General features: G+C 70.6%; 22 protein-coding genes and 3 tRNA genes. 18 read left to right on the top strand and 7 right to left on the bottom strand.

Translation table 11 applies throughout. From position 1 onward, the window contains the following. Positions 1-165 precede the first annotated feature (165 nt). A complete protein-coding gene (arfB, locus tag BC793_RS08330; protein ID WP_109590933.1) occupies positions 166-603 on the top strand; it encodes an alternative ribosome rescue aminoacyl-tRNA hydrolase ArfB in 438 nt (145 codons plus the stop codon). Positions 604-1270: 667 nt separating this feature from the next. On the opposite strand, the gene BC793_RS08325 is transcribed toward arfB, so the two are convergent. Continuing rightward, on the bottom strand, positions 1271-2212 hold the full coding sequence (locus BC793_RS08325) for a 3-methyladenine DNA glycosylase (RefSeq protein ID WP_109590931.1): 942 nt from the start codon (positions 2210-2212) through the stop codon (positions 1271-1273). A 133-nt stretch (positions 2213-2345) separates the two neighbouring features. On the opposite strand from BC793_RS08325, the gene BC793_RS08320 reads away from it, so the two are divergent. Genes BC793_RS08320 through BC793_RS08305 form a run of 4 tightly spaced genes read left to right on the top strand, consistent with a single transcriptional unit; the run spans position 2346 to position 5134 of the window. Then, positions 2346-3239 (top strand): ABC transporter ATP-binding protein, encoded by an 894-nt coding sequence (locus tag BC793_RS08320; protein WP_109590929.1) that lies wholly within the window; start codon positions 2346-2348, stop codon positions 3237-3239. Next, a complete protein-coding gene (locus BC793_RS08315; protein WP_109590927.1) occupies positions 3236-4051 on the top strand; it encodes an ABC transporter permease in 816 nt (271 codons plus the stop codon). Before BC793_RS08320 ends, BC793_RS08315 begins: the two co-directional genes overlap by 4 nt. A 7-nt stretch (positions 4052-4058) precedes the next feature. Continuing rightward, positions 4059-4301, top strand: coding sequence for a helix-turn-helix transcriptional regulator (locus BC793_RS08310; protein WP_109590922.1), 243 nt, complete (start codon positions 4059-4061; stop codon positions 4299-4301). Between the two features lie 38 nt (positions 4302-4339). Continuing rightward, a complete protein-coding gene (locus BC793_RS08305; RefSeq protein WP_203896042.1) occupies positions 4340-5134 on the top strand; it encodes a fumarylacetoacetate hydrolase family protein in 795 nt (264 codons plus the stop codon). Here BC793_RS08305 and BC793_RS08300 read toward each other — a convergent pair. Continuing rightward, complete coding sequence (locus BC793_RS08300) at positions 5123-5827, bottom strand: TetR/AcrR family transcriptional regulator (protein WP_109590918.1); 705 nt, start codon at positions 5825-5827, stop codon at positions 5123-5125. The genes BC793_RS08305 and BC793_RS08300 overlap by 12 nt on opposite strands. Before the next feature lie 46 nt (positions 5828-5873). Here BC793_RS08300 and BC793_RS08295 point away from each other — a divergent pair, with 46 nt between their 5' ends. From BC793_RS08295 to BC793_RS08275, 5 genes are all read left to right on the top strand, one after another. Then, positions 5874-6671 (top strand): NAD(P)H-binding protein, encoded by a 798-nt coding sequence (locus BC793_RS08295; protein ID WP_109590916.1) that lies wholly within the window; start codon positions 5874-5876, stop codon positions 6669-6671. Positions 6672-6734: 63 nt separating this feature from the next. Continuing rightward, a tRNA-Gln gene (locus tag BC793_RS08290) sits at positions 6735-6806 on the top strand. Positions 6807-6856: 50 nt separating this feature from the next. Continuing rightward, positions 6857-6929, top strand: a tRNA-Glu gene (locus tag BC793_RS08285). A 715-nt stretch (positions 6930-7644) separates the two neighbouring features. Then, positions 7645-7720 (top strand) — tRNA-Glu (locus BC793_RS08280). Positions 7721-8175: 455 nt separating this feature from the next. Next, on the top strand, positions 8176-8847 hold the full coding sequence (locus tag BC793_RS08275) for an N-acyl homoserine lactonase family protein (protein ID WP_109590915.1): 672 nt from the start codon (positions 8176-8178) through the stop codon (positions 8845-8847). 324 nt (positions 8848-9171) lie between these two features. Here BC793_RS08275 and BC793_RS08270 read toward each other — a convergent pair whose 3' ends face one another. Then, the gene (locus BC793_RS08270) at positions 9172-9858 is read right to left on the bottom strand and encodes an IclR family transcriptional regulator (protein WP_014447202.1); all 687 of its coding nucleotides are present in this window, start codon (positions 9856-9858) and stop codon (positions 9172-9174) included. A gap of 49 nt (positions 9859-9907) precedes the next feature. Between BC793_RS08270 and leuC the strand changes: the two genes are divergently transcribed. The 4 genes from leuC to BC793_RS08250 all read left to right on the top strand — a co-directional run bounded on the left by leuC (position 9908) and on the right by BC793_RS08250 (position 13444). Next, on the top strand, positions 9908-11362 hold the full coding sequence (leuC, locus tag BC793_RS08265; protein WP_109590913.1) for a 3-isopropylmalate dehydratase large subunit: 1455 nt from the start codon (positions 9908-9910) through the stop codon (positions 11360-11362). Positions 11363-11375: 13 nt separating this feature from the next. Further along, the gene (gene leuD, locus BC793_RS08260; RefSeq protein ID WP_109590911.1) at positions 11376-11966 is read left to right on the top strand and encodes a 3-isopropylmalate dehydratase small subunit; all 591 of its coding nucleotides are present in this window, start codon (positions 11376-11378) and stop codon (positions 11964-11966) included. 161 nt (positions 11967-12127) lie between these two features. Beyond that, positions 12128-12892: an HU family DNA-binding protein gene (locus BC793_RS08255; protein ID WP_109590909.1), complete on the top strand. Its 765-nt coding sequence runs from the start codon at positions 12128-12130 to the stop codon at positions 12890-12892. Positions 12893-12982: 90 nt separating this feature from the next. Then, positions 12983-13444 (top strand): hypothetical protein, encoded by a 462-nt coding sequence (locus BC793_RS08250; RefSeq protein WP_109590907.1) that lies wholly within the window; start codon positions 12983-12985, stop codon positions 13442-13444. Here the strand turns inward: BC793_RS08250 and BC793_RS08245 are convergent. The 4 genes from BC793_RS08245 to cofC form a co-directional block, all read right to left on the bottom strand. Next, on the bottom strand, positions 13371-14249 hold the full coding sequence (locus BC793_RS08245) for an NUDIX hydrolase (protein WP_109590905.1): 879 nt from the start codon (positions 14247-14249) through the stop codon (positions 13371-13373). The two genes, BC793_RS08250 and BC793_RS08245, sit on opposite strands and share 74 nt — an antisense overlap. A 12-nt stretch (positions 14250-14261) precedes the next feature. Continuing rightward, complete coding sequence (locus BC793_RS08240) at positions 14262-16610, bottom strand: RNA degradosome polyphosphate kinase (protein WP_109590903.1); 2349 nt, start codon at positions 16608-16610, stop codon at positions 14262-14264. A 55-nt stretch (positions 16611-16665) separates the two neighbouring features. Further along, positions 16666-16863, bottom strand: a complete 198-nt coding sequence (locus BC793_RS08235) for a cold-shock protein (RefSeq protein ID WP_109590901.1) — start codon at positions 16861-16863, stop codon at positions 16666-16668. A gap of 118 nt (positions 16864-16981) precedes the next feature. Further along, positions 16982-17614 (bottom strand): 2-phospho-L-lactate guanylyltransferase, encoded by a 633-nt coding sequence (cofC, locus tag BC793_RS08230; RefSeq protein WP_109590899.1) that lies wholly within the window; start codon positions 17612-17614, stop codon positions 16982-16984. A 164-nt stretch (positions 17615-17778) separates the two neighbouring features. Between cofC and BC793_RS08225 the strand changes: the two genes are divergently transcribed. From BC793_RS08225 to BC793_RS08210, 4 genes are read left to right on the top strand one after another with little or no spacing between them, the layout of a single operon-like run. After that, positions 17779-18504, top strand: a complete 726-nt coding sequence (locus tag BC793_RS08225) for a lysophospholipid acyltransferase family protein (protein ID WP_109590897.1) — start codon at positions 17779-17781, stop codon at positions 18502-18504. Further along, the gene (locus BC793_RS08220) at positions 18501-19493 is read left to right on the top strand and encodes an NAD(P)H-dependent glycerol-3-phosphate dehydrogenase (protein ID WP_109590896.1); all 993 of its coding nucleotides are present in this window, start codon (positions 18501-18503) and stop codon (positions 19491-19493) included. The genes BC793_RS08225 and BC793_RS08220 overlap by 4 nt, the downstream gene beginning before the upstream one ends. Then, positions 19490-20590 (top strand): cystathionine gamma-lyase, encoded by a 1101-nt coding sequence (locus BC793_RS08215; RefSeq protein ID WP_109590894.1) that lies wholly within the window; start codon positions 19490-19492, stop codon positions 20588-20590. Before BC793_RS08220 ends, BC793_RS08215 begins: the two co-directional genes overlap by 4 nt. Further along, on the top strand, positions 20587-20946 hold the full coding sequence (locus BC793_RS08210) for a hypothetical protein (RefSeq protein WP_109590892.1): 360 nt from the start codon (positions 20587-20589) through the stop codon (positions 20944-20946). Before BC793_RS08215 ends, BC793_RS08210 begins: the two co-directional genes overlap by 4 nt. Positions 20947-21002: the final 56 nt, after the last annotated feature.

Below are 21002 nucleotides of genomic sequence, written 5' to 3'. Positions count from 1 at the left end.
CTTGCCCTGTATGTGGCGACTGCGTCGCCTGCGATCCCGACCTGTGTGTGGCGACTGCGTCGCCTGCGATCCCGACCTGTGTGTGGCGACTGCGTCGCCCGCGATCCCGGCCTGCCGGGCACGATTCCGGCTTTACTGCGTGGCGCGTGATCATGGCCGGGTGCGATGCTGGGCGGCGTGCTTGAGGACGTACGGGTGAACGACCGCCTGACCATCCCGGCGGCCGAGCTCTCGTGGCGCTTCTCCCGCGCGAGCGGCCCCGGTGGTCAGGGCGTCAACACCACCGATTCGAGGGTCGAGCTGTCGTGGGACGTGCTCGGCTCCGACCTGCTGCCCCCGATGCTCAAGGAGCGTGCCGCCGAACGACTCGGTGCGCGGCTGGTGCAGGGTGTGATCACTGTCATCGCCGCCGAGCACCGGTCCCAGTTGCGGAACCGGGAGGCCGCCGCGGGGCGCCTGGCCGGCCTGATCGCCGGCGCCGTCGCGGCACCACCGCGGGCCCGCCGCGCTACCAAGCCGACCCGTGGGTCGGTCGAGCGCCGTATCGCCGAGAAGAAGCGGCGCGGCCAGACGAAACGCAACCGCCGGGACACCGACGACTGACCGCGCCGTCCGCGTTCCGTCACCCGGTCCTGTGACGCTTCGCGATGGGACGGTGCGCCGGATCCCGGACGGGCGACCGCAGTCCCGGGTCGGATCCCGGACGGGCGAGCGCAGTCCCGGGTCGGGTCCCGGACGAGCGAGCGCAGTCCTCGGTCGGGTCCCGGACGGGCGGGCGCAGTCCCGGGTGGGCGCAGACCCCCACCTCGACAGATCTTCGGGAGCCGGCGTCGACGACCGGAGCACACATTGCGGGTATGTGTGCTCTGGCCGTCGTCATGGCGTGGGTGGGCGTCCACGATCACGGTTCTGTGTGCGCCGGTCGTCGTGATGGCGTGGGTGAGATCTCACGATCGGCGATTGTGTGCGCCTGTCGTGGCCGGGCGACGATGTCGGACGGCGAGGTCGGTGCGGCGCGGACGTCGCCTGGCGCGGAGTGCGGATTTCGCCTGGCGCGGAGTGCGGACTTCGCCTGGCGCGGGGCGCGGACTTCGCCTGGCGCGGGGCGCGGACGTCGACTGGCGCGGAGCGCGGACTTCGCGGGGCGCGGGGCGCGGACGTCGACTGGCGCGGAGTGCGGACGTCGACTGGTGCGGGGCGCGGACGTCGACTGGCGCGGAGTGCGGACGTCGCCTGGCGCCGGGGCGCGCTCACTCCGTACCAGAAGATCTCAGCGTTGGTTGAAGGGTGCGACCGCCTCGCGGTTCTGCGCGGCGGCGTCCGCGCCGAGCAGGGCCTCGCAGACGCGGATGAGGCGGCTGCGCAGGCCGGCCGCCCGGCGGGCCAGCTCGCGCTGGCGTGCCACATACTCCGCCTTGCCCTCCGCGGTCTCGATCTTGACCGGGGGATGGCCGTAGGAGGTCAGGTCGTAGGGGCTGGCCTGCATGTCGAGCAGGCGGATCTCGCCGGCCAGGGCGAAACAGTCCAGGGCGAGGGCGCCGGGCACGGCGGGACCGAGTTTCTGCGCCCACTTGTGCACGTCCATCGCGGCGTGCAGGCAGCCGGGCTGGTCGAGGTCGACCTGGGTCGCGCGGGTCGGCTGCAACCGGTTGAGGCCGACCGCCTCGGGCGTGAAGAACCGGAACGCGTCGTAGTGGGTGCAGCGGATGCTGTGCTGCTCGACCACCTCGTTGGTGCCGGCCTGGCCGAGGCGCAGCGGCAGCTCGTGCCGGTGCTCGGTGTCGCGGTAGACCATCGCCCACTCGTGCAGGCCGAAGCAGCCGGAGAAGACCGGCCGGGACGCGGTCGCGGTGAGCAGGCCGTGGATGTAGCGCACGCTCTCGGCGCGGGCGTGCATGAACGCGTCCTGATCGAGGGTGACGACACCGTCGGGGTAGGACATGTAGAACTTCCACCCGGCGTGCTCGGCCAGGCCGTCGGGGGCCGCTGACAGGCCGGTGCCGACGCCGGGGTGCCAGCGGCGCATCAGCGACGGGCGGGTCCCGTAGTAGTCGTAGAGAAAATCTTCGATGGCATGCTTCTCGCCCGTCGCCCGGCGGGCGCGGTGGCCCGCGGTCATCTGGTCGGCGCGCTCGGAGTGCGCCCGGGCGAGGGGAATCCAGGTAACCGAGGGCAGCGTGGTGGTGAGTGCCCTCACCTGCTTGATCCCCATCGCACCAATGTATCTAGCCGAGGCGATCAACACGATCACCGTTTGGCGCGAATGAGTTGCACCACCGAATGTGGCATGAGAGACGTACATTGATGTGTAGTAGATGTACTACATATTTGATAGTGTCCTGGATATGTTGGGGACCTTGGTCGACACGCCGGTGATGGAGGTCAGTGACCTCCGCATGCGTTACGGCGACAGGGAAGTGCTGTCCGGCGTCGAATTCTCGGCGGCGCCGGGCGAGGTGGTCGTGCTCCTCGGGCCGAACGGCGCGGGCAAGACGACCACGATCGAGATCCTGGAGGGCTTCCGGATGCGGTCCGGGGGTGATGTCCGGGTGCTCGGCGTCGATCCGGCCGACGGTGGCGAGGCGTGGCGGGCCCGGCTCGGCGTGGTCCTGCAGTCCTGGCGTGACCACAGCAAATGGCGGGTCCGGGAGCTGCTCGCCCACCTCGGGGCCTACTACGCCGCCTTCTCCACTCCGGACAAGAGGCGGCCCTGGGTGATCGACGAGCTTCTCGAGGTGGTGGGCCTCACCGCTGCGGCCGGCAGCGTCATCGGCCGGCTCTCCGGCGGTCAGCGGCGGCGTCTCGACGTGGCCATCGGGATCGTCGGCCGACCCGACCTGCTCTTCCTCGACGAGCCGACGGTCGGGTTCGACCCGGAGGCGCGGCGCGACTTCCACGACCTGATCCACCGGATGACCGATCTCGATTCGACGACGGTGCTGCTGACCACGCACGACCTGGACGAGGCGGAGAAACTCGCCGATCGCATCCTGATCCTGGCCAAGGGGCGGATCGTGGCGAGCGGCTCGGCCGACGAGCTGTCCCGTCAGGTGGCCGGTGAGGCCGAGGTGCGCTGGACGCAGGACGGCCGGCGGTTCGTGCACTCCGACGTCGACGCCACCAAGTTCGTGCGGGAGTTGTTCCAGCAGCACGGTGCGGCCGTCGGTGACCTCGAGGTGCGCCGGGCCAGCCTGGAGGAGACGTATATGAAGCTGGTCCGTGAGGCGGAGGGGTCATGAGCCGGTTGATCCGTATCGGTCTGCGCCGAGGCCTGATCGAGCTGCGGCACACCGTGACGAACGTCAGCGACATCTTCGGCTACCTGTTCCCGGTCGCCCTTCTGCTCGGCTGGCTGTACCTGAGCAGAGACGACGACGTGCCCGGCTCGGAGGTGTCCCTCGGCGCCTACAGCCTGGTCAGTTCCCTGGCCCTGATGCTGGTGATCAGCGGCCTGACCTCCACCGCGCAGTATCTGACGATGGACCGGGAGGACGGCACCCTCCTGCGGGCCAAGGCCACGCCGAACGGCATGACCGGCTACCTGATCGGCAAGATCGTGCTGGTGGCCGGTGTCATGGTGATCACCTGTGTGGTGACCCTCGCGCCGGGGGCCCTCATGGTCGACGGGCTGCGGTTCGACGTCGACACCTGGGTGACTCTGCTCTGGCTGACGCCGCTGATCATGCTCGCCCTCCTGCCGGCCGGCGCCGTTCTCGGGTCGTTCTTCCAGAGCGCCCGCGGTGCCGCGATCCTGATGCTGCCGGTGATCGCCCTCACCGCGATCTCCGGGGTCTTCTACGCGCACTCGGTGCTGCCGGGCTGGGTGCAGGGTGTCTCCAAGGTCTTTCCGATGTACTGGATGGGCTCCGGGCTGCGGTCCGCCTTTCTGCCCGGTGAGCCGGAGCAGCGCCTGGCCGTGGCGGCGGTGCTGGGACTCTGGGCCGTGATCGGGCTGGCCCTGGCTCCGCGTATTCTGCGGCGGATGGCGCGCCGGGAGTCCGGCTCTCTGGTGGCGGCCCGTCGGGAACGGGCGATGGCCCGGGTCATCTGAGGGAGCCATGGGCAGCGAGATCACGTACAACCGGATCGCGATGTTGCGCGCGGAGCGCGGCATCTCGCGGCGGCAACTCGCCGACGCTCTCGGGGTCCACTACCAGACCGTGGGTTACCTGGAGCGCGGCGAGTTCAGCCCGAGCCTGCACCTGGCACTGCGCATCTGCACCTATTTCGAGGTGCCGGTCGAGGTGGTGTTCTCGCTGGAGCCGTTCCCGCGACTCGGTACGGAGTCGCGACCGGCGTAGATTTTGAGGCGCCAGCACCGCTAGAGATGGGAATCCCCGTGCGCTTCGCCCGTTTTGTCCACCCTGGTGGAGTGTCGTTCGGCGTCGTCGAGGGCGACAGCTCCTCGGGACTGACGGTCGCCGAGATCGACAGCATCCCCTTCAACGAGGTGCGCTTCACCGGCCAGCGGTGGGCGCTGGCCGACGTCCGGCTGCTCGCCCCGATCTTCTCCAGCAAGGTGATCGGGATCGGCCGCAACTACGCCGACCACGCCGCCGAGATGGGCAACGAGGTGCCCAAGGAGCCGCTGATCTTCATCAAGCCGTCCACCTCGGTGATCGGGCCGAACGACGCGATCCGCATCCCGAGTGTGACCCAGCACGTCGAGGAGGAGGCCGAGCTCGCCGTCGTGATCGGCGCGAGCGGCGCCCGCCGCGTCGACCGGGCCGGCGCCGAGAAGGCGATCTTCGGCTACACCTGCGGCAACGACGTGACCGCCCGCGACCTCCAGCGCAAGGACCCGCAGTGGACCCGGGCCAAGGGCTTCGACTCGTTCTGCCCGATCGGCCCGTGGATCGTCACCGGGCTGGACGTCAGCGACATCGAGGTGCGCTGCGAGGTCGGCCGCGACCCGGCGAACCTGGAGGTGCGCCAGATCGGGCGGACCAAGGACATGGTCTTCGACATTCCGAGCCTGATCTCGTACGTGTCGCACGTCATGACGCTGCTGCCCGGCGACGTCATCCTGACCGGCACGCCGGCCGGAGTCAGCCGGATCACCCCGGGCGACACCGTGTCGGTCAGCATCCAGGGCATCGGCGAACTGCGTAACCCGGTCGTCTCACTCGACTGACCGTTCGATCCCGTCCAGGATCAGGACCAGGCCGTAATCGAACACGGCCTGGTCCTCGAATCCGCCCGCGTTCCACAGGGCGGTCATCGCCGGATACGCCTCGACGTCGAACCACTTCTCCCAGAACTCGCCCCGCTCGTGCCACCACGATTCGGTGGACTGGCCGCTGGCCCGGCTGAGGCGCGCGTCCTCGCCGGCCTCGCGGGCGAAGGCGTAGACGTACGCGGTCACCGCCAGCGACGCCCGGTTGACGGCCGCGGTCGGCACGCCCGCCAGTGCCATCGTGGCGATCAGGAACTCCCGCTCGGCCATCGTCCCCGGCCCGAGCGGCGGCCGGACCAGCGACACCTCGGTCAGCCACGGGTGCGCCGCATACATCCCCCGGGTCCGTTCCGCGAAGAGCCCGACCCGCTCGCGCCAGGTCTCCGCCGTTGCGGTCAGCCGCCGCGCCAGCAGCACCTCGTCGACCATCAGCGCGACCAGATCGGCGCGGGACGGCACGTAGCTGTAGAGCGTCATCGTCGCCACTCCGAGATCCGCCGCGACCCGCGCCATCGAGGCCGCATCCAGGCCGTCCGCGTCGGCGATCCGGATCGCGGCGGCCACCACGGCGTCCACGGTGAGCCGGGGCGGGCGCCCGGCGGCCTTCTTCGCGGGCCGGCTTCTGCGCCAGAGCAGTGGGTAGTTCTCCATGATTCCGTATACCCTACGGGAAAGACTTTCCGTAGGGAGTACGAGAATGCGCATCCTGGTGACCGGCGCCACCGCCAACATCGGCCGCATGGTCGTCGACGAGCTGCTCGGCGCCGCCGAGGTGCGGGCCTTCACCGTCGACCCGGTCCGGGCCGCACTGCCACCCGGCGTCGAGGTGGCGACCGGCTTCTTCAACCGGCCCGACACCCTCGCCGCGGCACTCGACGGCGTCGACAAGATGTATCTGGCCCCGCACCGCCCCACCGCCTTCGACGTCTGCCGCGCGGCACGCGACGCCGGCGTGCGCCACATCGTCGACCTGGCCGGGGTGAAAGGCCTGCACTGGCAGGTCATCGAGGACGCCGTGGAGGCGTCCGGAGTCCCGTTCACCCACCTGGAGCCGGGCGAGTTCATGGCCAACAGCACCAGCTGGGCACCGCAGATCAGAGCCGGTGACGAGGTTCGCGACGCGTGGGGCGACGCGGCCAATGCGCCGATCGCCCAGGAGGACATCGCCGCGATCGCCGCCCGGCTGCTGCTCTCCGAGGACCACTACGGCTGCTCCTACGAACTGACCGGCCCCGAGACCCTCAGCCGGCGGCAACAGGTCGCCCTGATCGGCGCGGAACTCGGCCGCGATCTCACCTACGTCGAGCTGACCGGCGACGCCGCGGTCGCCCATTACCGCGAGCTGATGGGCGAGTTCGGCGACTGGTATCTGGACGGCCTCGCGCAACTCGCCGAACACCCGCAGCCCGCCCTGCCGACCGTGGCCACCCTGCTCAACCGCCCTGCGATGAACTACGCCGAGTGGGTGCGCCGTCACGCGGATCTATTTAGGTAACCCGATTTGGCGGCCCGGGTGGCCTCGGGTAAAGTTCTCCACGGCGCGGCAAGCCGGGCCAAATGGGGTATGGGGTAATTGGCAGCCCGGCTGATTCTGGTTCAGCTAGTCTAGGTTCGAGTCCTGGTACCCCAGCGCAGTCCTTCCCCCGGGAAGGGCAGTGCTGGAAGCAGTCAGCGTGTTCTGGTCCCGTCGTCTAGCGGCCTAGGACGCCGCCCTCTCAAGGCGGTAGCGAGGGTTCGAATCCCTTCGGGACTACATCGAGGACGGCCCGCGTCAACTGATGCGGGCCGTTTCGCATTCCGGCACTCCCGCTCACTTCTCACCAACCATGCAGCGGTACGAGCCACACCTCCCGCAACCGCAACGATCGACGCCCGTGGCTCCCGCGCGAGGCAGGCGGCACTCCCGCCCGAAACGCGCCCGCCGGGCGGATGCGACGGTCACCGCAGATCGCAAGCCGCCACCTGTCGTCGCCCCGCCTCCTTCGAGGTGCCGTCGCTCCGCGCCCCTCTGAGCGCGTTCACCCGACACCTTCGAGGCGGGTCCGCCCCACGTCTTGCGGGCGGGGTCACCCTGCACCGTCGAGGCGCCATCGCTCCGCGCCACTCTGAGCGCCGTCGTTCCGCCTCCTTCGAGGCGCCATCGCCCCGCGCCCTTCTGAGCGCGGTCGGCCCGCCTCCTTCGAGGCGCCCTCACTCCGCCCACCGCTGAGCGCCGTCACCCCGCGCCCTTCGAGGCGCCGTCACCACGCCCTTCGAGGCGCCGTCACCACGCCCTTCGAGGCGCCGTCACCACGCACCCTTCGAAGCGGCGATGGAGGGTTTGGGCAACGGCCCGCGGGTGGGGTGTGTGGGTGTTCAGTGGCCCGGGTCACCCCTGCTGAGGTGGGTGGATATCCGATTTCGGCTGCGGGCGGAGTGCTGATAGAGTTCAGTCCGCCGCCGCAACCGGGCGGTGAATGGAAAGTTCTGGTCCCGTCGTCTAGCGGCCTAGGACGCCGCCCTCTCAAGGCGGTAGCGAGGGTTCGAATCCCTTCGGGACTACCAGAAAAGATCGGCCCGCATCGGTGACGGTGCGGGCCGATCTGCGTTCCCGCCACATGCCGACGGTGCGCCGCCTCCTCTGTTTTTGGCGCCCGCCAACGGTTGGCCGTGTGCTGTGTTTTCGGCTCGCGTCGACGGTGGGCCGCATGCTGCGTTTCCGGCGCACGCCGACGATGCGCCGCGGGCCATGTTTCCGGTGTATGCCGACGGCGCTGCATCCGGTGTTTTCGGTTCGCGCCGACGGTGGGCCGCATACTGCGTTCAACGCACGCCGCCGGTGGGCCGCATGCTGCTCTTTCGACGCACGCCGCCGGTGGGCCGCATGCTGCATTTCCGGCGCACGCCGCCGGTGGGCCGCACGCTGCTTGTCCGGCGCCACGTCGACAGTTGGCCCCGTGCTGTTCTGCTGGGCGGAGATTTCAGGGCTCCCGCCCTGTCGGGGCATTGATACTTCGGCGATGAGCGAGATCACGATTCGGCGAGTCGACTTCGGATGGTTCGTCCGGCCGGGCGAGGAGACCGGGACCGGTGTAGCTCGGGTGGAGCCGACGCTCGGGTATCTCATCGACCATCCGGCGGGGCGGATCCTGGTCGACACCGGTATGGGCAGCCACCCGGACGTGGACCGCCACTATCAGCCGCGACGGGTTCCTCTGGGCGACGCCCTCGCCGCGGCGGGGACGAGGATCGACGACATTCGGTACGTCGTGAACTGTCACCTGCACTTCGACCACTGTGGAGGAAATCCCGACCTGGCCGGCCGACCGATCTTCGCGCAGCGGGCGGAACTGGCGCTGGCCCGTACCGTCGAAGGGCACACGCTGCCGGAACTCGTCGACCATGCCGGTGCCCGTTACGAGGAACTGGACGGCGAGGCGGAGATTCTGCCCGGCGTGCGGATCGTGCCGACCCCGGGCCACACCGACGGTCACCAGTCCGTGGTGGTCATCGCCGCCGACGGCACGGTGATCGTGGCGGGGCAGAGCCATGACCACGCGACCGCGTTCACGTACGACGCGCTGGCACACCGGACCGGCATCGGCACACCTCCATCCTGGATCGAGACCCTGCTGGCCCACGACCCCCGCCGGATCGTCTTCGCCCACGACAACGCCGTCTGGACCCCCTGACCCAGGGATCCGCAGGCGCGGCCGGGCACGCAAGGCGAAAGGCGGACGCGGCTGGTTCTCACCGCTGTCTCAGCGCGCTCGAGACAGCGGTGAGAACCAGCCGGGGGTGGCGGTGACGTCGCCGAGCGCCTTCACCGGCAGGGAGCCGGCCCCGGAGCCGGTCCGGGAGCCGGTCCGCAAGCCGGTCCGCAAGCCGGTCCGGGAGTCGGTTCGGGAGCCGACCCCGGGCGCGACACCGTTGAAAGGCCATGGGTGCGGGGGAAAAGACAGGCCGCCCCGCGGAATCGCGGGGCGGACCGGGAGGAAAGGGGGGAAGGCGGAGGGTCAGAGGCCGGAGAGGCGCTGTCCGGCGCGGACGACGGCCATCGCGTGCCGTTCGCCGGGGCGGCGGCCGAGGCGCTCGATCGGACCGCTTATCGAGATCGACGCGATGACCCGGCCCGTCCGGTCCCGGATCGGCGCGGAGACGCTGGCCACACCGGGCTCGCGTTCGGCGACGCTCTGGGCCCAGCCGCGGCGGCGGACCTCGGCGAGGGTGCGGCCGGTGAACTTGCAGCGCGGCAGGAGCGGCATCACGGCCTCGGGGGGCTCCCACGCGAGCAGGATCTGTGCGGCCGAGCCGGCGACCATCGGGAGCACCGAGCCGACCGGCACGGTGTCGCGAAGACCACTCGCGCGTTCGGCGGCGGCGACGCAGATACGCTCATCGGCACGGCGCAGGTAGAGCTGAGCACTCTCACCGGTGGCGTCCCGAAGTGCGGACAGCAGGGGTTCGGCGGCGGTCAGCAGAACGTCCGGTGCGGCGTTGGCCAACTCGCCCAATCGTGGGCCCGGACGCCATCTTCCTTGAGTGTCACGCACCAGCATCCGATGGATCTCCAAGGCCTGGGCCAGGCGATGTGCGGTCGCCCGCGGCAGCTTGGTGCGTTCGACCAACTCGGCAAGGCTGGCGCCGTCGACACATGCGGCGAGGATGACAACCGCCTTGTCGAGAACGCCTACACCGCTCATACTGTGTCCCACAAGCCGAAACATACATTCCAGAATTTAGGATGTCCAGATGGTGGGAGTCACTCCCCAGAGCGGGAAACCCAGGACCCTGGCCGAGAAGGTCTGGGATGACCACGTGGTGCGCACGGCCGAGGGCGAGCCGGACCTGCTCTTCATCGACCTGCATCTCCTGCACGAGGTCACCAGCCCGCAGGCGTTCGACGGTCTGCGGATGGCCGGTCGCCCGGTCCGCCGTACCGACCTCACGCTCGCGACGGAGGACCACAACACCCCGACCGGGTATGCGGACCCCGCGTTCAACACCCGCCGCGGTGACCTGCTCACGATCACCGACACGGTCTCGCGGACGCAGATCGAGACCCTGCGCAAGAACTGCGCCGAGTTCGGTGTGGAGATCCGGCCGCTGGGCGACGTCAACCAGGGCATCGTGCACGTGATCGGCCCGCAGCTGGGGCTCACCCAGCCCGGCATGACGATCGTCTGCGGCGACTCGCACACCGCGACCCACGGCGCGTTCGGCGCGCTGGCCTTCGGCATCGGCACCAGTGAGGTCGAGCACGTGCTCGCCACCCAGACGCTGCCGCAGGCCAAGCCGAAGACGATGGCCGTCACGGTCGTCGGCGAGCTGGGCGAGGGTGTCACCGCGAAGGACCTGATTCTCGCGCTGATCACGCAGACCGGCACCGGCGGCGGCAACGGCCACATCGTGGAGTACCGCGGCGAGGCCATCCGGAAGCTCTCCATGGAGGGCCGGATGACCATCTGCAACATGTCGATCGAGTGGGGCGCCAAGGCCGGCATGATCGCGCCGGACGAGACCACGTTCGCGTACCTCAAGGACCGTAAGCACGCCCCGCAGGGCGAGCAGTGGGACGCCGCGGTCGAGTACTGGAAGACTCTCGCCACCGACGCGGACGCCGAGTACGACACCGAGATCATCCTGGACGCCTCGGCGATCAGCCCGTTCATCACCTGGGGCACCAACCCGGGTCAGGGCGCCGCGCTGAACAGCGTCGTCCCCAGCCCCGAGGACTTCCTCGACGAGGTCGAGCGCGGCGCCGCCCAGCGCGCCCTCGACTACATGGACCTCACTCCCGGTACCCCGTTCCGCGAGGTCCCGGTGGACGTGGTCTTCGTCGGCTCGTGCACCAACGGCCGCCTCGAGGACCTGCGCGCCGCCGCCGACGTCATCCGGGGCCGCAAGGTCGCCGACGGCGTACGCATGATGATCGTGCCGGGCTCCTACCTGGTGCGGGAGCAGGCCGAGGCCGAGGGCCTGGACAAGGTGTTCACCGAGGCCGGCGCCGAGTGGCGGTTCGCCGGCTGCTCGATGTGCCTGGGTATGAACCCGGACACGCTCAGCCCCGGCCAGCGTGCCGCCTCCACCTCCAACCGCAACTTCGAGGGCCGGCAGGGCAAGGGTGGGCGCACCCACCTGGTCTCGCCGCAGGTCGCCGCCGCCACCGCCGTGGTCGGCCGGCTGGCCGCCCCCTCCGACCTCTGAGTAGGGGAGAGTCATGGACAAGTTCGTCACCCACAGCGGCAAGGTCATGCCGCTGCGCCGTTCCGACGTGGACACGGACCAGATCATCCCGGCGGTCTACCTGAAGCGGGTCACCCGGACCGGCTTCGAGGACGGCCTCTTCAACGCCTGGCGGGAGGACCCGGACTTCGTGCTGAACCGACCTCGGCACGAGGGCGCGACCATCCTGGTCGCCGGGCCGAACTTCGGCACCGGCTCGTCCCGGCAGCACGCCGTCTGGGCGCTGCGCGACTGGGGCTTCAAGGCGGTCATCGCCTCCCGCTTCGGCGACATCTTCCGCGGCAACTCCCTCAAGGAGGGCCTGCTGCCGATCCAGCTGGACCAGAAGGTCGTGGAGAGCCTCTGGGACCTGGCCGAGTCGGAGCCGGAGAAGGAGATCACCGTCGACCTGGAGGGCCGCGTGGTCCGCGTCGACGACGCCGCATACGGCTTCCCGATCGACGATTTCAGTCGCTGGCGCCTCATGGAGGGCCTCGACGACATCGGACTGACACTGCGGCATGAGGAAGCGATTACCGCGTACGAGAACGGCCGCCCCGCTTTCAAGCCGGTCGTCGTCCTTTAGCTCCGCCGTCGAATTCGCCCCTGCCCGGGTCACCCGGCAGGGGCGAATTCGTTGGGACACAACGGTTTTTTCCCCTGAATGTTTCTGTAACCAGGTCACAGGGCATACCGTGCGCGCAGAATGGCCCGTGACGGGCCAGTTCTCACGTCCGGGAGGAAACCGTGAACAAGGCCGAGCTCATCGAGGCGCTCGCAGTCAAGCTGGGCGACAAGAAGACCGCGACCCTGGCGCTCGACGCGTTCATCAGTGAAGTGCAGAACGCTGTCGCCAAGGGCGACCGAGTGGCACTCACCGGATTCGGTTCCTGGGAGAAGCGGGTCCGTAATCCGCGGGTCGCGCGTAATCCGCGAACCGGCGAACCGGTCAAGGTGAAGAAGACGTCGGTCCCGGTCTTCAAGGTCGGCAACACATTCCGCGAGTTGGTCGCGAGCGGAAAGCCGGCCAAGGCGGCCGCGGTGAAGAAGGCCTCCGCCAAGGCGGCCACCACCACCAAGGCGGCCCCGGTCACCAAGGCGGCGGCGGCCACCAAGACAACGGCGGCGGCCAAGACGACGGCGGCCACCAAGACCACGGCGGCGAAGAAGACCACCGCCACCAAGGCGGCGGCCACGAAGACCACGGCCGCCGCGAAGAAGTCGACGACGACGACGGCCAAGGCCACGCCGGCGAAGACGGCGACCACCACCGCCGCGGCGAAGAAGACCGCGGCGGCCACCACTACGGCGGCCAAGAAGACCACCGCCACCAAGGCGGCGGCGACCAAGACCGCAACGGCGCCGAAGGCGACCAAGACCGCCCCGGCGACCAAGACGACGAAGGCGGCCAAGACCGCGAAGGCTGCTCCGGCGGCCAAGCGGACCGCCCGCAAGACGGCTGCTCCGGCCCCGGCGCCCGCACGCGCGGCGTCACCCCGCCGCAGCCGCTGATCCACGGCAGACCGAAGGCGTCCACCCGTACGGTGGACGCCTTTTCGGTGTTCCGGCGCGGCCCCGTCCGGCCGCCCTACCGTCCGCATCATGCAGCGAGGATCGAGGCCACGTGGCCTGACCAGCCGCGCCGGCATCGCCGCGGCGCTGTTCACGGTCGCGGTCGTGCCCGGATGGACACTCGGCGACCTGGCCGAGGACGCCACCGGGTGGCCGGTGCTGGACTGGCTGATCACCTGCGGCTGGTCGGGCCTGGCCGTGGCGGTGGGCGCCCCCTACGGCTCGTACCGGCGGATGGACGGGCTGGCCGGGGCGGTGCCGCTGTACGGCTGGTACCTGGCCGGGGTCCTCAGCTGGCGGCTGGCGCTGCTGCCCTACCGGGACTGGGAGCCGCGCCGGGACGAGCTGTGGCAGGCCCGCTGGCTCACCGGCGACCTGATCGGTCACTGGCGGGCCGACGCGCCCGCGCACCGTACCGTCACAGCCGCGAAGCGCCCAGCAACGTCTCGCCGGACCAGGTCAGCAACCACCCGTCGCCCTTGGGTGTCTTGAAGGGCCGGTGATCGGCCTCGCCGAGCAGCGACGCCAGCAGGTGCGGCATCAGTTTGCCCTGGCTGCACACCACGACCCGCTCGAAGCCGCGCAGCTCGGCCAGCCGGGCCCGCGCGGCGGCCACCCGGGCCGGCACCTCCTCGGGCCGGGCCGGTTCGGCGAACGCCGCGTCCCGGACGATCGGCCGGTCGCCGAGCGCCGCCGCCAGCGGCTCCAGCGTCTGCGTGCACCGCAGCGGCGTCGCCGCCACCAGCCGGCGCGGGCGCAGCGTGGTGAGCAGGGCGGCGATCCGGTCCGCCTGCTTCGCACCGACCGGATCGATCGGCCGCAGCTCGTCGCGCCCGGCCCATTTCTTACGCTCCCCGGCGCGGGCGTGCCGGACCAGCGCGACCACCGCGGTCACCGGCGGCAGCGCGGCGACTCCGGCGAGGACGGTTCTCTCATCGGGGTACGTACACCGCGCGGCCGCCTCCGCCAGAGGCAGCCAGGCCAGCTCGTCCACCTCGGCGGTGTCCAGCACGGGCCCGTCCGAGGCGGCCGCCATCAGCCAGTACGCCACGTTCTTGGGCCGGCCGTCCGGCAGCACGTAGTCGGTGTCCGGCAGCCGCAGCTGGGGGACGGCCGCGGCGCCGGTCTCCTCCTCGACCTCCCGCAGGGCCCCGGCCAGCGGGTGTTCACCGCCGGCCAGTTTGCCCTTGGGCAGGCTCCAGTCGTCGTAGCGCGGGCGGTGCACCAGGCACACCTCGACCCGATCGCCGGCGCGGCGGTAGAGGACCCCGCCGGCCGCACGTTCCACGTCTGTCATCAACGGCGTTTCTCAGGCGTTCTTCTTGCCGATGATGCGCCGGAGCATCGCCGCCTGGAGATGCACCTGGGGGCGGCCCGGAGTGCCCTGGTTGCGATGCCAGAGGCCGTCGGCGTCCATGTCCCAGCCCTCGGTGGTCTCCGCCATCGACAGTTCCAGCACATTCCGCAGTTCCTCGCGGGCCGACGGCAGCGTCACCTTGACCAGAGCCTCGACCCGGCGGTCCAGGTTGCGGTGCATCAGGTCGGCGGAGCCCATCCAGTACTCGGCGTCGGCGCCCGGCCCGAACCGGAACACCCGCGAGTGCTCCAGGAACCGGCCGACGATCGAGCGGACCCGGATGTTCTCCGACAGGCCGGGCACACCGGGGCGCAGCGCACACATGCCCCGGATGATCAGGTCCACCTTGACCCCGTCCTGCGAGGCCCGGTAGAGCGCGTCGATGGTCTTCTCGTCGACGAGCGAGTTCACCTTGAACTGCACCAGCGCCTCGCCGCCCTCCCGGGCGATCCGGGCCTGCTCCTCGACCCGCTCCAGCAGGCCCTTGCGCACCCCGTGCGGGGCCACCAGCAGCCGGCGGTAGGTGGTCTGCCGGCTGTACCCGGTGAGCACGTTGAACAGGTCGGTGACGTCGGCGCCCACCTCCGGGTCGGCGGTCAGCATGCCGAAGTCCTCGTACAGCCGGGCGGTCTTCGGGTGGTAGTTGCCGGTGCCGATGTGGCAGTAGCGCCGGATCTGGTTGCCCTCCTGACGTACCACCAGGGAGGTCTTGCAGTGGGTCTTGAGGCCGACCAGGCCGTAGACGACGTGGCAGCCGGCCCGCTCCAGGGTGCGTGCCCAGGCGATGTTGGCCACCTCGTCGAACCGGGCCTTCACCTCGACCAGGACCACCACCTGCTTGCCCGCGGCGGCCGCGTCGACCAGGGCGTCGACTATCGGCGAGTCACCGGACGTGCGGTACAGGGTCTGCTTGATCGCCAGCACCAGCGGGTCGGCCGCGGCCTGCTCGATGAAGCGCTGCACGCTCGTCGAGAACGAGTGGTACGGGTGGTGCACGAGGATGTCGGACTCGCGCAGCCGGTTGAACACGCTGCGCGGCACCTCGCCGTCGGCCAGATGCGGGTGGGTCGCCGGAACGAACGGACGGTCCTTGAGGTCGTCACGGTCGCACTCGCCGTAGACCTGCCACAGCGACGACAGGTCGAGCAGACCGGGCACCCGCAGCACGTCGTGACTGTCCATGTCGAGCTCGCGGACCAGCAGGTCGAGCACGTGGTCGCTGATCGAGGCAGCCACCTCGAGCCGGACCGGCGGACCCAGCCGGCGCTGCGCCAGCTCCCGCTCCAGGGCCTGCAGCAGGTCCTCGTCGCGGTCCTCGTCGACCTCCAGCTCGGCGTTGCGGGTCACCCGGAACAGGTGCCACTCCAGGATCTGCATGCCCGGGAACAGCTGGCTCAGGTGGACCGCGATCAGCTCCTCGACCGGGAGGAACCGGATGCCGCGGCTGTCGTTCTGCACGGTCACGAAACGCGGCACGTTGTTCGGCACCTTGACCCGGGCGAACAGCTCCGGCGCGTCACCGTCCGGATAACGAAGGGCGACGGCGAGATTCAAGGACTTGCTGGAGATGTACGGGAACGGGTGCGCCGGATCGACCGCGAGCGGGGTCAGGACCGGGAAGACCTGCTCGCGGAAGAAGGTCCGCAACCGCCCCTGCTCGGCGGCGTTCAGCTCCTTCCACGAGACCAGCTCGATGCTCTCCGCGGCCAGTTTCGGCCGCACCTCGTCGGAGAAGCAGGCCGAGTGCCGGGTCACCAGGTCGGTGGTCCGCTCGGTGATCATCTCGATCTGGTGGCGCAGCGGGGACCGGTCACCACCGCGCATCGGCAGGCCCGCGCTCAGCCGCCGTTTCAGCCCGGCCACCCGGACCATGTAGAACTCGTCCAGGTTGCTCGCGAAGATCGCCAGGAACTTGGCACGTTCCAGCAGCGGCGTCCCCGGGTCCTCGGCGAGGGCCAGCACCCGGGCGTTGAAGTCCAGCCAGGACAGCTCCCGGTTCTGGAAGCGGTCCTCGGGCAGCTCGTAGCCGGGCTCCTCGTCCTCGTCGCCGTCGTCGATGTCGGCGGCGCTGAGATCGGTGGTGTCGGGATCGGCGGTGTTGAGCTCGGCGACCATCTCGCTCGTGGCGAGCTCCGTCACCTCGCGCTCGGTGGCCTCCGGATCGGAATCGAGAGCCGCCGCCTCCGGGGCGGGGTCGGGGGCCTCGATCAACTGCTGCGTCTCTGCCGACTCGGGGCGGGGCAGAAAGCGGCCGTTGGGGCCACGCCGGCGGGTCTCGGGAATCCGGGGCGGGGTCGTCATGGGTCCATCATTGCCGCTTCCGGAGAAACGTGAAACGAACTAGCGGATGATCACTTCAAGCCACTCCGGGAATTAACACCCGCCACACCACACCGGTCGCGTCAGACTCCACCGTCACGCGCTGGCCGAGACGAAGAAGCCGCAGGCCGGAGCGTTGGAACGCCTCCGCGCCGAACTCCAGCGGGGTGCCGTCGTCGAGCAGCAACGTGCCGGTACGGGTAGCTGTGTCGAAAGTCGCGATCGTGCCCTGCATGGGACGGACGCTACCCGTCCTCCGCGGCCGGCCCGTCATACGGGCCGGTGCGCGTTTGCGGGACGGCCGGACTCGTCCTCCGCGGCCGGTGCCCGCCTGCGGGACGGTCGGGCTCGTCTTACGCGGCCGGTGCGCACGCCGTGGCGCGGCCCAGCTCGCGCAGCAGCCCGCAGGTCCGCTCGCCCGCGCCCAGCCCGAGCACCGCCTCCAGGTCGGCCGCGGTGTCCACGTCCTGCCGCAGGCCCGGCCAGTCGCCGCGCAGCAGCGCCGCCCCCGACTCGGCGTGCGCCGCCGCCGACGGGCCGCCGAACCGGGGCTGGAGCGCCCACCGGGCCGGCGCGGCCAGCAGCACCGTCCCGATGCCCGCCGCGTCCGGCACGAACGCCCGCCCGGAAACCCGGCTCAGCGCCTCGTCCAGCTGCTCCGGCCGCAGGGCCGGCAGGTCACCGGCGAGCACCGCCCGATGCACGGACAGGCCGGCCGTCTCGTCCGCACCGAACCGCATCGCCGCGTTCAGCCCGCCGCCCGGATCGGCCACCACCCGGGCGCCCAGCTCCCGCACCGCCGCCCCGACCTGCGGGTCGTCGGTGACGACCAGCAGCTCGGCCACCGAGGCGGCGGCCAGCACCGCGGCCGCGGTGTCGCGGACCATGGCGAGAGCCAGCTCCGGATGACGGTCGGCCGGCACGGCGCCACGCAGTCGCGTCTTCGCCACTCCGAGCCGTTTGACCGGGATCACCGCCGTCCACATCTGCACCCGACCATCCTGCCCGAACGAATGCCGCGTCCGGGGCCCGCACACACGTGATTCGAAAGACCCCTGCCTGGTCCGGCGGGACCTGAGCGGGCATGATTTCGTCGCAGGTGAACGAGGGGGGCGGCGGTGACGTCGCCGTTCGAGGGACGGGGGACGCCATGACACAGCTCAGGCTCGGCTTCTGGCAGCGTGTCGCGGTGATGCTGGTGCTCCCCGTCATGACGGCCCTGACGAGCAAGACCTGGCTGCGGCAGGAGCGTGTCCCGGCCACCGGCCCGGTCATCCTCGTTCCCAATCATGTGTCGCACTTCGACCCGCTCGTCGTCGCCCATTACCTCTACCGGTCCGGGCGCTGGCCGCGGTTCCTGGGTAAGGCCAGTGTCTGGAAGGTGCCGGTCATCGGGTTCCTGCTGACCAAGACCCGGCAGATCCCGGTCGAACGGGGCAGTGTGGAGGCGGTGAAGTCGCTGGACAGCCTGGTCGAGGCGCTGCGTGAGGGCGGCGCCGTGGTGATCTACCCGGAGGGCACCACCACCCGGCACCCCGATCTGTGGCCGATGCGCGGCAAGACCGGCGCGGCCCGGCTCGCCCTGCTCACCGGAGCCCCGGTGGTTCCGATCGCGAACTGGGGGGCGCAGGCGGTCTTCGACCCGCGTACCAACCGGCTCAAGCTGCGCCGTACGCACGTCACCGTGACCACCGGCGAGCCGGTCGACCTCAGCCGGTGGGCCGGCCTCGAACCGAGCCGGGCGGTGCTGGAAGAGATGACCGAGAAGATCATGCTGGATGTCCGGGATCTGCTCGGCGAGATCCGCGACGGCGAAGCGCCGGCGCTCTACGACCGGCCCGTACGACGGGCCACAACCTCGGAGGAAGCGCCATGAAGGCCGCCGTCATCGGATCCGGATCCTGGGGCACGGCATTCGCCAAGGTGCTCGGTGACGCCGGATCGTCGGTGACCATGTGGGCGCGGCGGGAAGCCGTCGCCACCGAGATCCGGGAACGCCACGGCAACGAGGGTTCGCTGCCCGGCGTCCGCCTCGCGGAGAGCGTGACCGCCACGACCGATCTGGCCGAGGCGGTCAGCGCGGCCGAGCTGATCGCCATCGCCGTGCCGTCGCAGACCCTGCGGGGCAACCTCGCCGACTGGGCCGGGCTCTTCCCCGCCGACTCCACCGTCGTCTCCCTGATGAAGGGGATCGAACTCGGCACCCTCAAACGGATGAGCGAGGTGATCATCGAGACCGCCGGCGTCGCCCCGGATCGGGTGGTGGTCGTCTCCGGCCCCAACGTGGCCCCGGAGATCGCCGCCGGGCAGCCCACCACGACCGTGGTGGCGTGCTCCGACGAGGGCCGCGCCAAACAGGTCCAGCACGCCCTGGCCACGCCCTACTTCCGGCCGTACACCAGCGACGACGTGATCGGCTGCGAGCTCGGCGGCGCCTGCAAGAACGTGATCGCGCTGGCGTACGGCATGGCGGTGTCGCTCGGTCTCGGCGACAACACCCGGGCCTCGCTGATCACCCGCGGGCTCGCCGAGACCGCCCGCCTCGGTGTCGCGCTCGGCGCGGACCCGCTCACCTTCGCCGGTCTGGCCGGCCTCGGCGACCTGGTCGCCTCCTGCTCGTCGCCGCTCGCCCGCAACCGTAAGTTCGGTGAGCACCTGGGCCGCGGCGAGACCCTCGAACAGGCGCAGACCGCCACCCGGCAGACCGCCGAGGGCGTCAAGAGCTGCCTGTCCATCCGCGACCTCGCCCGGGCGAACGGCGTCGAGATGCCGATCGTCGAGCAGGTGGAGCGCGTGTGCCACGAAGGGGTGGACCCGCGCATCGCGGTCAAACTGTTGATGACACGGGAGATGAAACCCGAGTGAGTGTTTTCTCTGACGGCACCCGAGCCGTCCACGCCGGCCTGCCCGCACCGGAGGTCGGCGAGCCGTTCCTGCCCGGGCCGGTGTTCGCCGCGCCCTACCACCTCGACCCGGTCACCGGGCCGGGGGAGAACGGCTACGCCCGCACCGAGCACCCGACCCGGCAGGCGCTGGAGGCGGCGATCGGCGCCCTCGAAGGCGGGCCGACGCTGGTCTTCTCCAGCGGCCAGGCCGCGATCACGGCGCTTCTCCTCGCCGTTCTGCGGACCGGCGACACCGTGGCGATCCCCTCGGACGGCTATTTCACGGTACGGGCGTTCGCCGACGGTTTCCTGCGTGATCTCGGCGTACGTTGGCTGCCGGTGCCGACGGCCGGGCCCTACCCCGATTTCACCGGCGTACGGCTGGTGCTCCTGGAGACGCCGGCCAACCCGGGACTCGACGTGTGCGACGTGCGGGCGCTGTCCGCCGCCGCACACGCCGCCGGGGCGCTGGTGGCGGTGGACAACACGACGGCGACGCCGCTCGGGCAGAACCCGTTGGCGCTCGGGGCGGACCTGGTCGTCGCCTCCGGGACCAAGGCGCTCACCGGGCACTCCGACGTCCTTCTCGGATACGTGTCGGCGACCGACCCGTCGCTGCTCGCCAGGGTGGAGACCTGGCGCAAGCAGACCGGTGCCGTGCCCGGTGCGTTTGACGCGTGGCTGGCTCACCGGTCGATCGCCACCCTCGACCTGCGGCTGGCCCGGCAGACCACGAACGCGGCGGCGGTCGCCGAGTTGCTGCTCTCCCGGCCCGACGTGACCGGGGTGCGCTGGCCGGGGCTGCCGTCCGACCCGTCGTACCCGATCGCCTCGGCGCAGATGCGGCGGATCCCCGGGGTGGTGTCGTTCGACCTCGGCTCGGCCGAGCGGGTCGGGCGGTTCGTGTCGGCGGCGAAGCTGGTGTTCGCGGCCACCTCGTTCGGCGGGGTGCACACGACGGCCGACCGGCGCGCGCAGTGGGGCGACGACACGCCGCCCGGGTTCGTGCGGTTCTCCTGTGGCATCGAGGACACCGCCGACCTGCTCGCCGACATCACCGCGGCCCTCTCCGCGTGACGGCGTGGAGCAGCTTCAGCGGTGACGAGGTGGCGGCCCTGACCCAGGGGTCGAGCTTCTTCACCGAGCCGGGGGAGCGGGTCTGCCCGGGGTGCGGCGAGCGGCGGCTGCGCGCCTACTTCACGGCGCCGGAGAACGCCAGACGGCCGACGCTCGTCAGCTACGTCTGGTGCGGCGGTTGCGACAAGTTCGTGGGCACCCGCGCCCGGCACCCGGAGGGGCTGATCTTCTCCGATCCGCTGGCCACCCTGACCACGGCCGAACGCCGCGAGCTGGAACGCAGCCTGACCGGTTTCCTGGCCCACCTGGACAAACTCTGGGACTCCGGGGCCCTGCCCCAGACGTTCACCGCGTAGTACGTCCGGCTGGCCCGCACCGCTGTCTCAGCGCCGCTGAGACAGCGGTGGGAACC

The sequence above is a fragment of the Actinoplanes xinjiangensis genome (genome assembly GCF_003148685.1).
Taxonomy (GTDB): Bacteria; Actinomycetota; Actinomycetes; order Mycobacteriales; family Micromonosporaceae; genus Actinoplanes; species Actinoplanes xinjiangensis.
The sequence above is the reverse complement of the archived record's forward strand: the minus strand, read 5'-3'. Positions and strand labels throughout refer to the sequence as shown.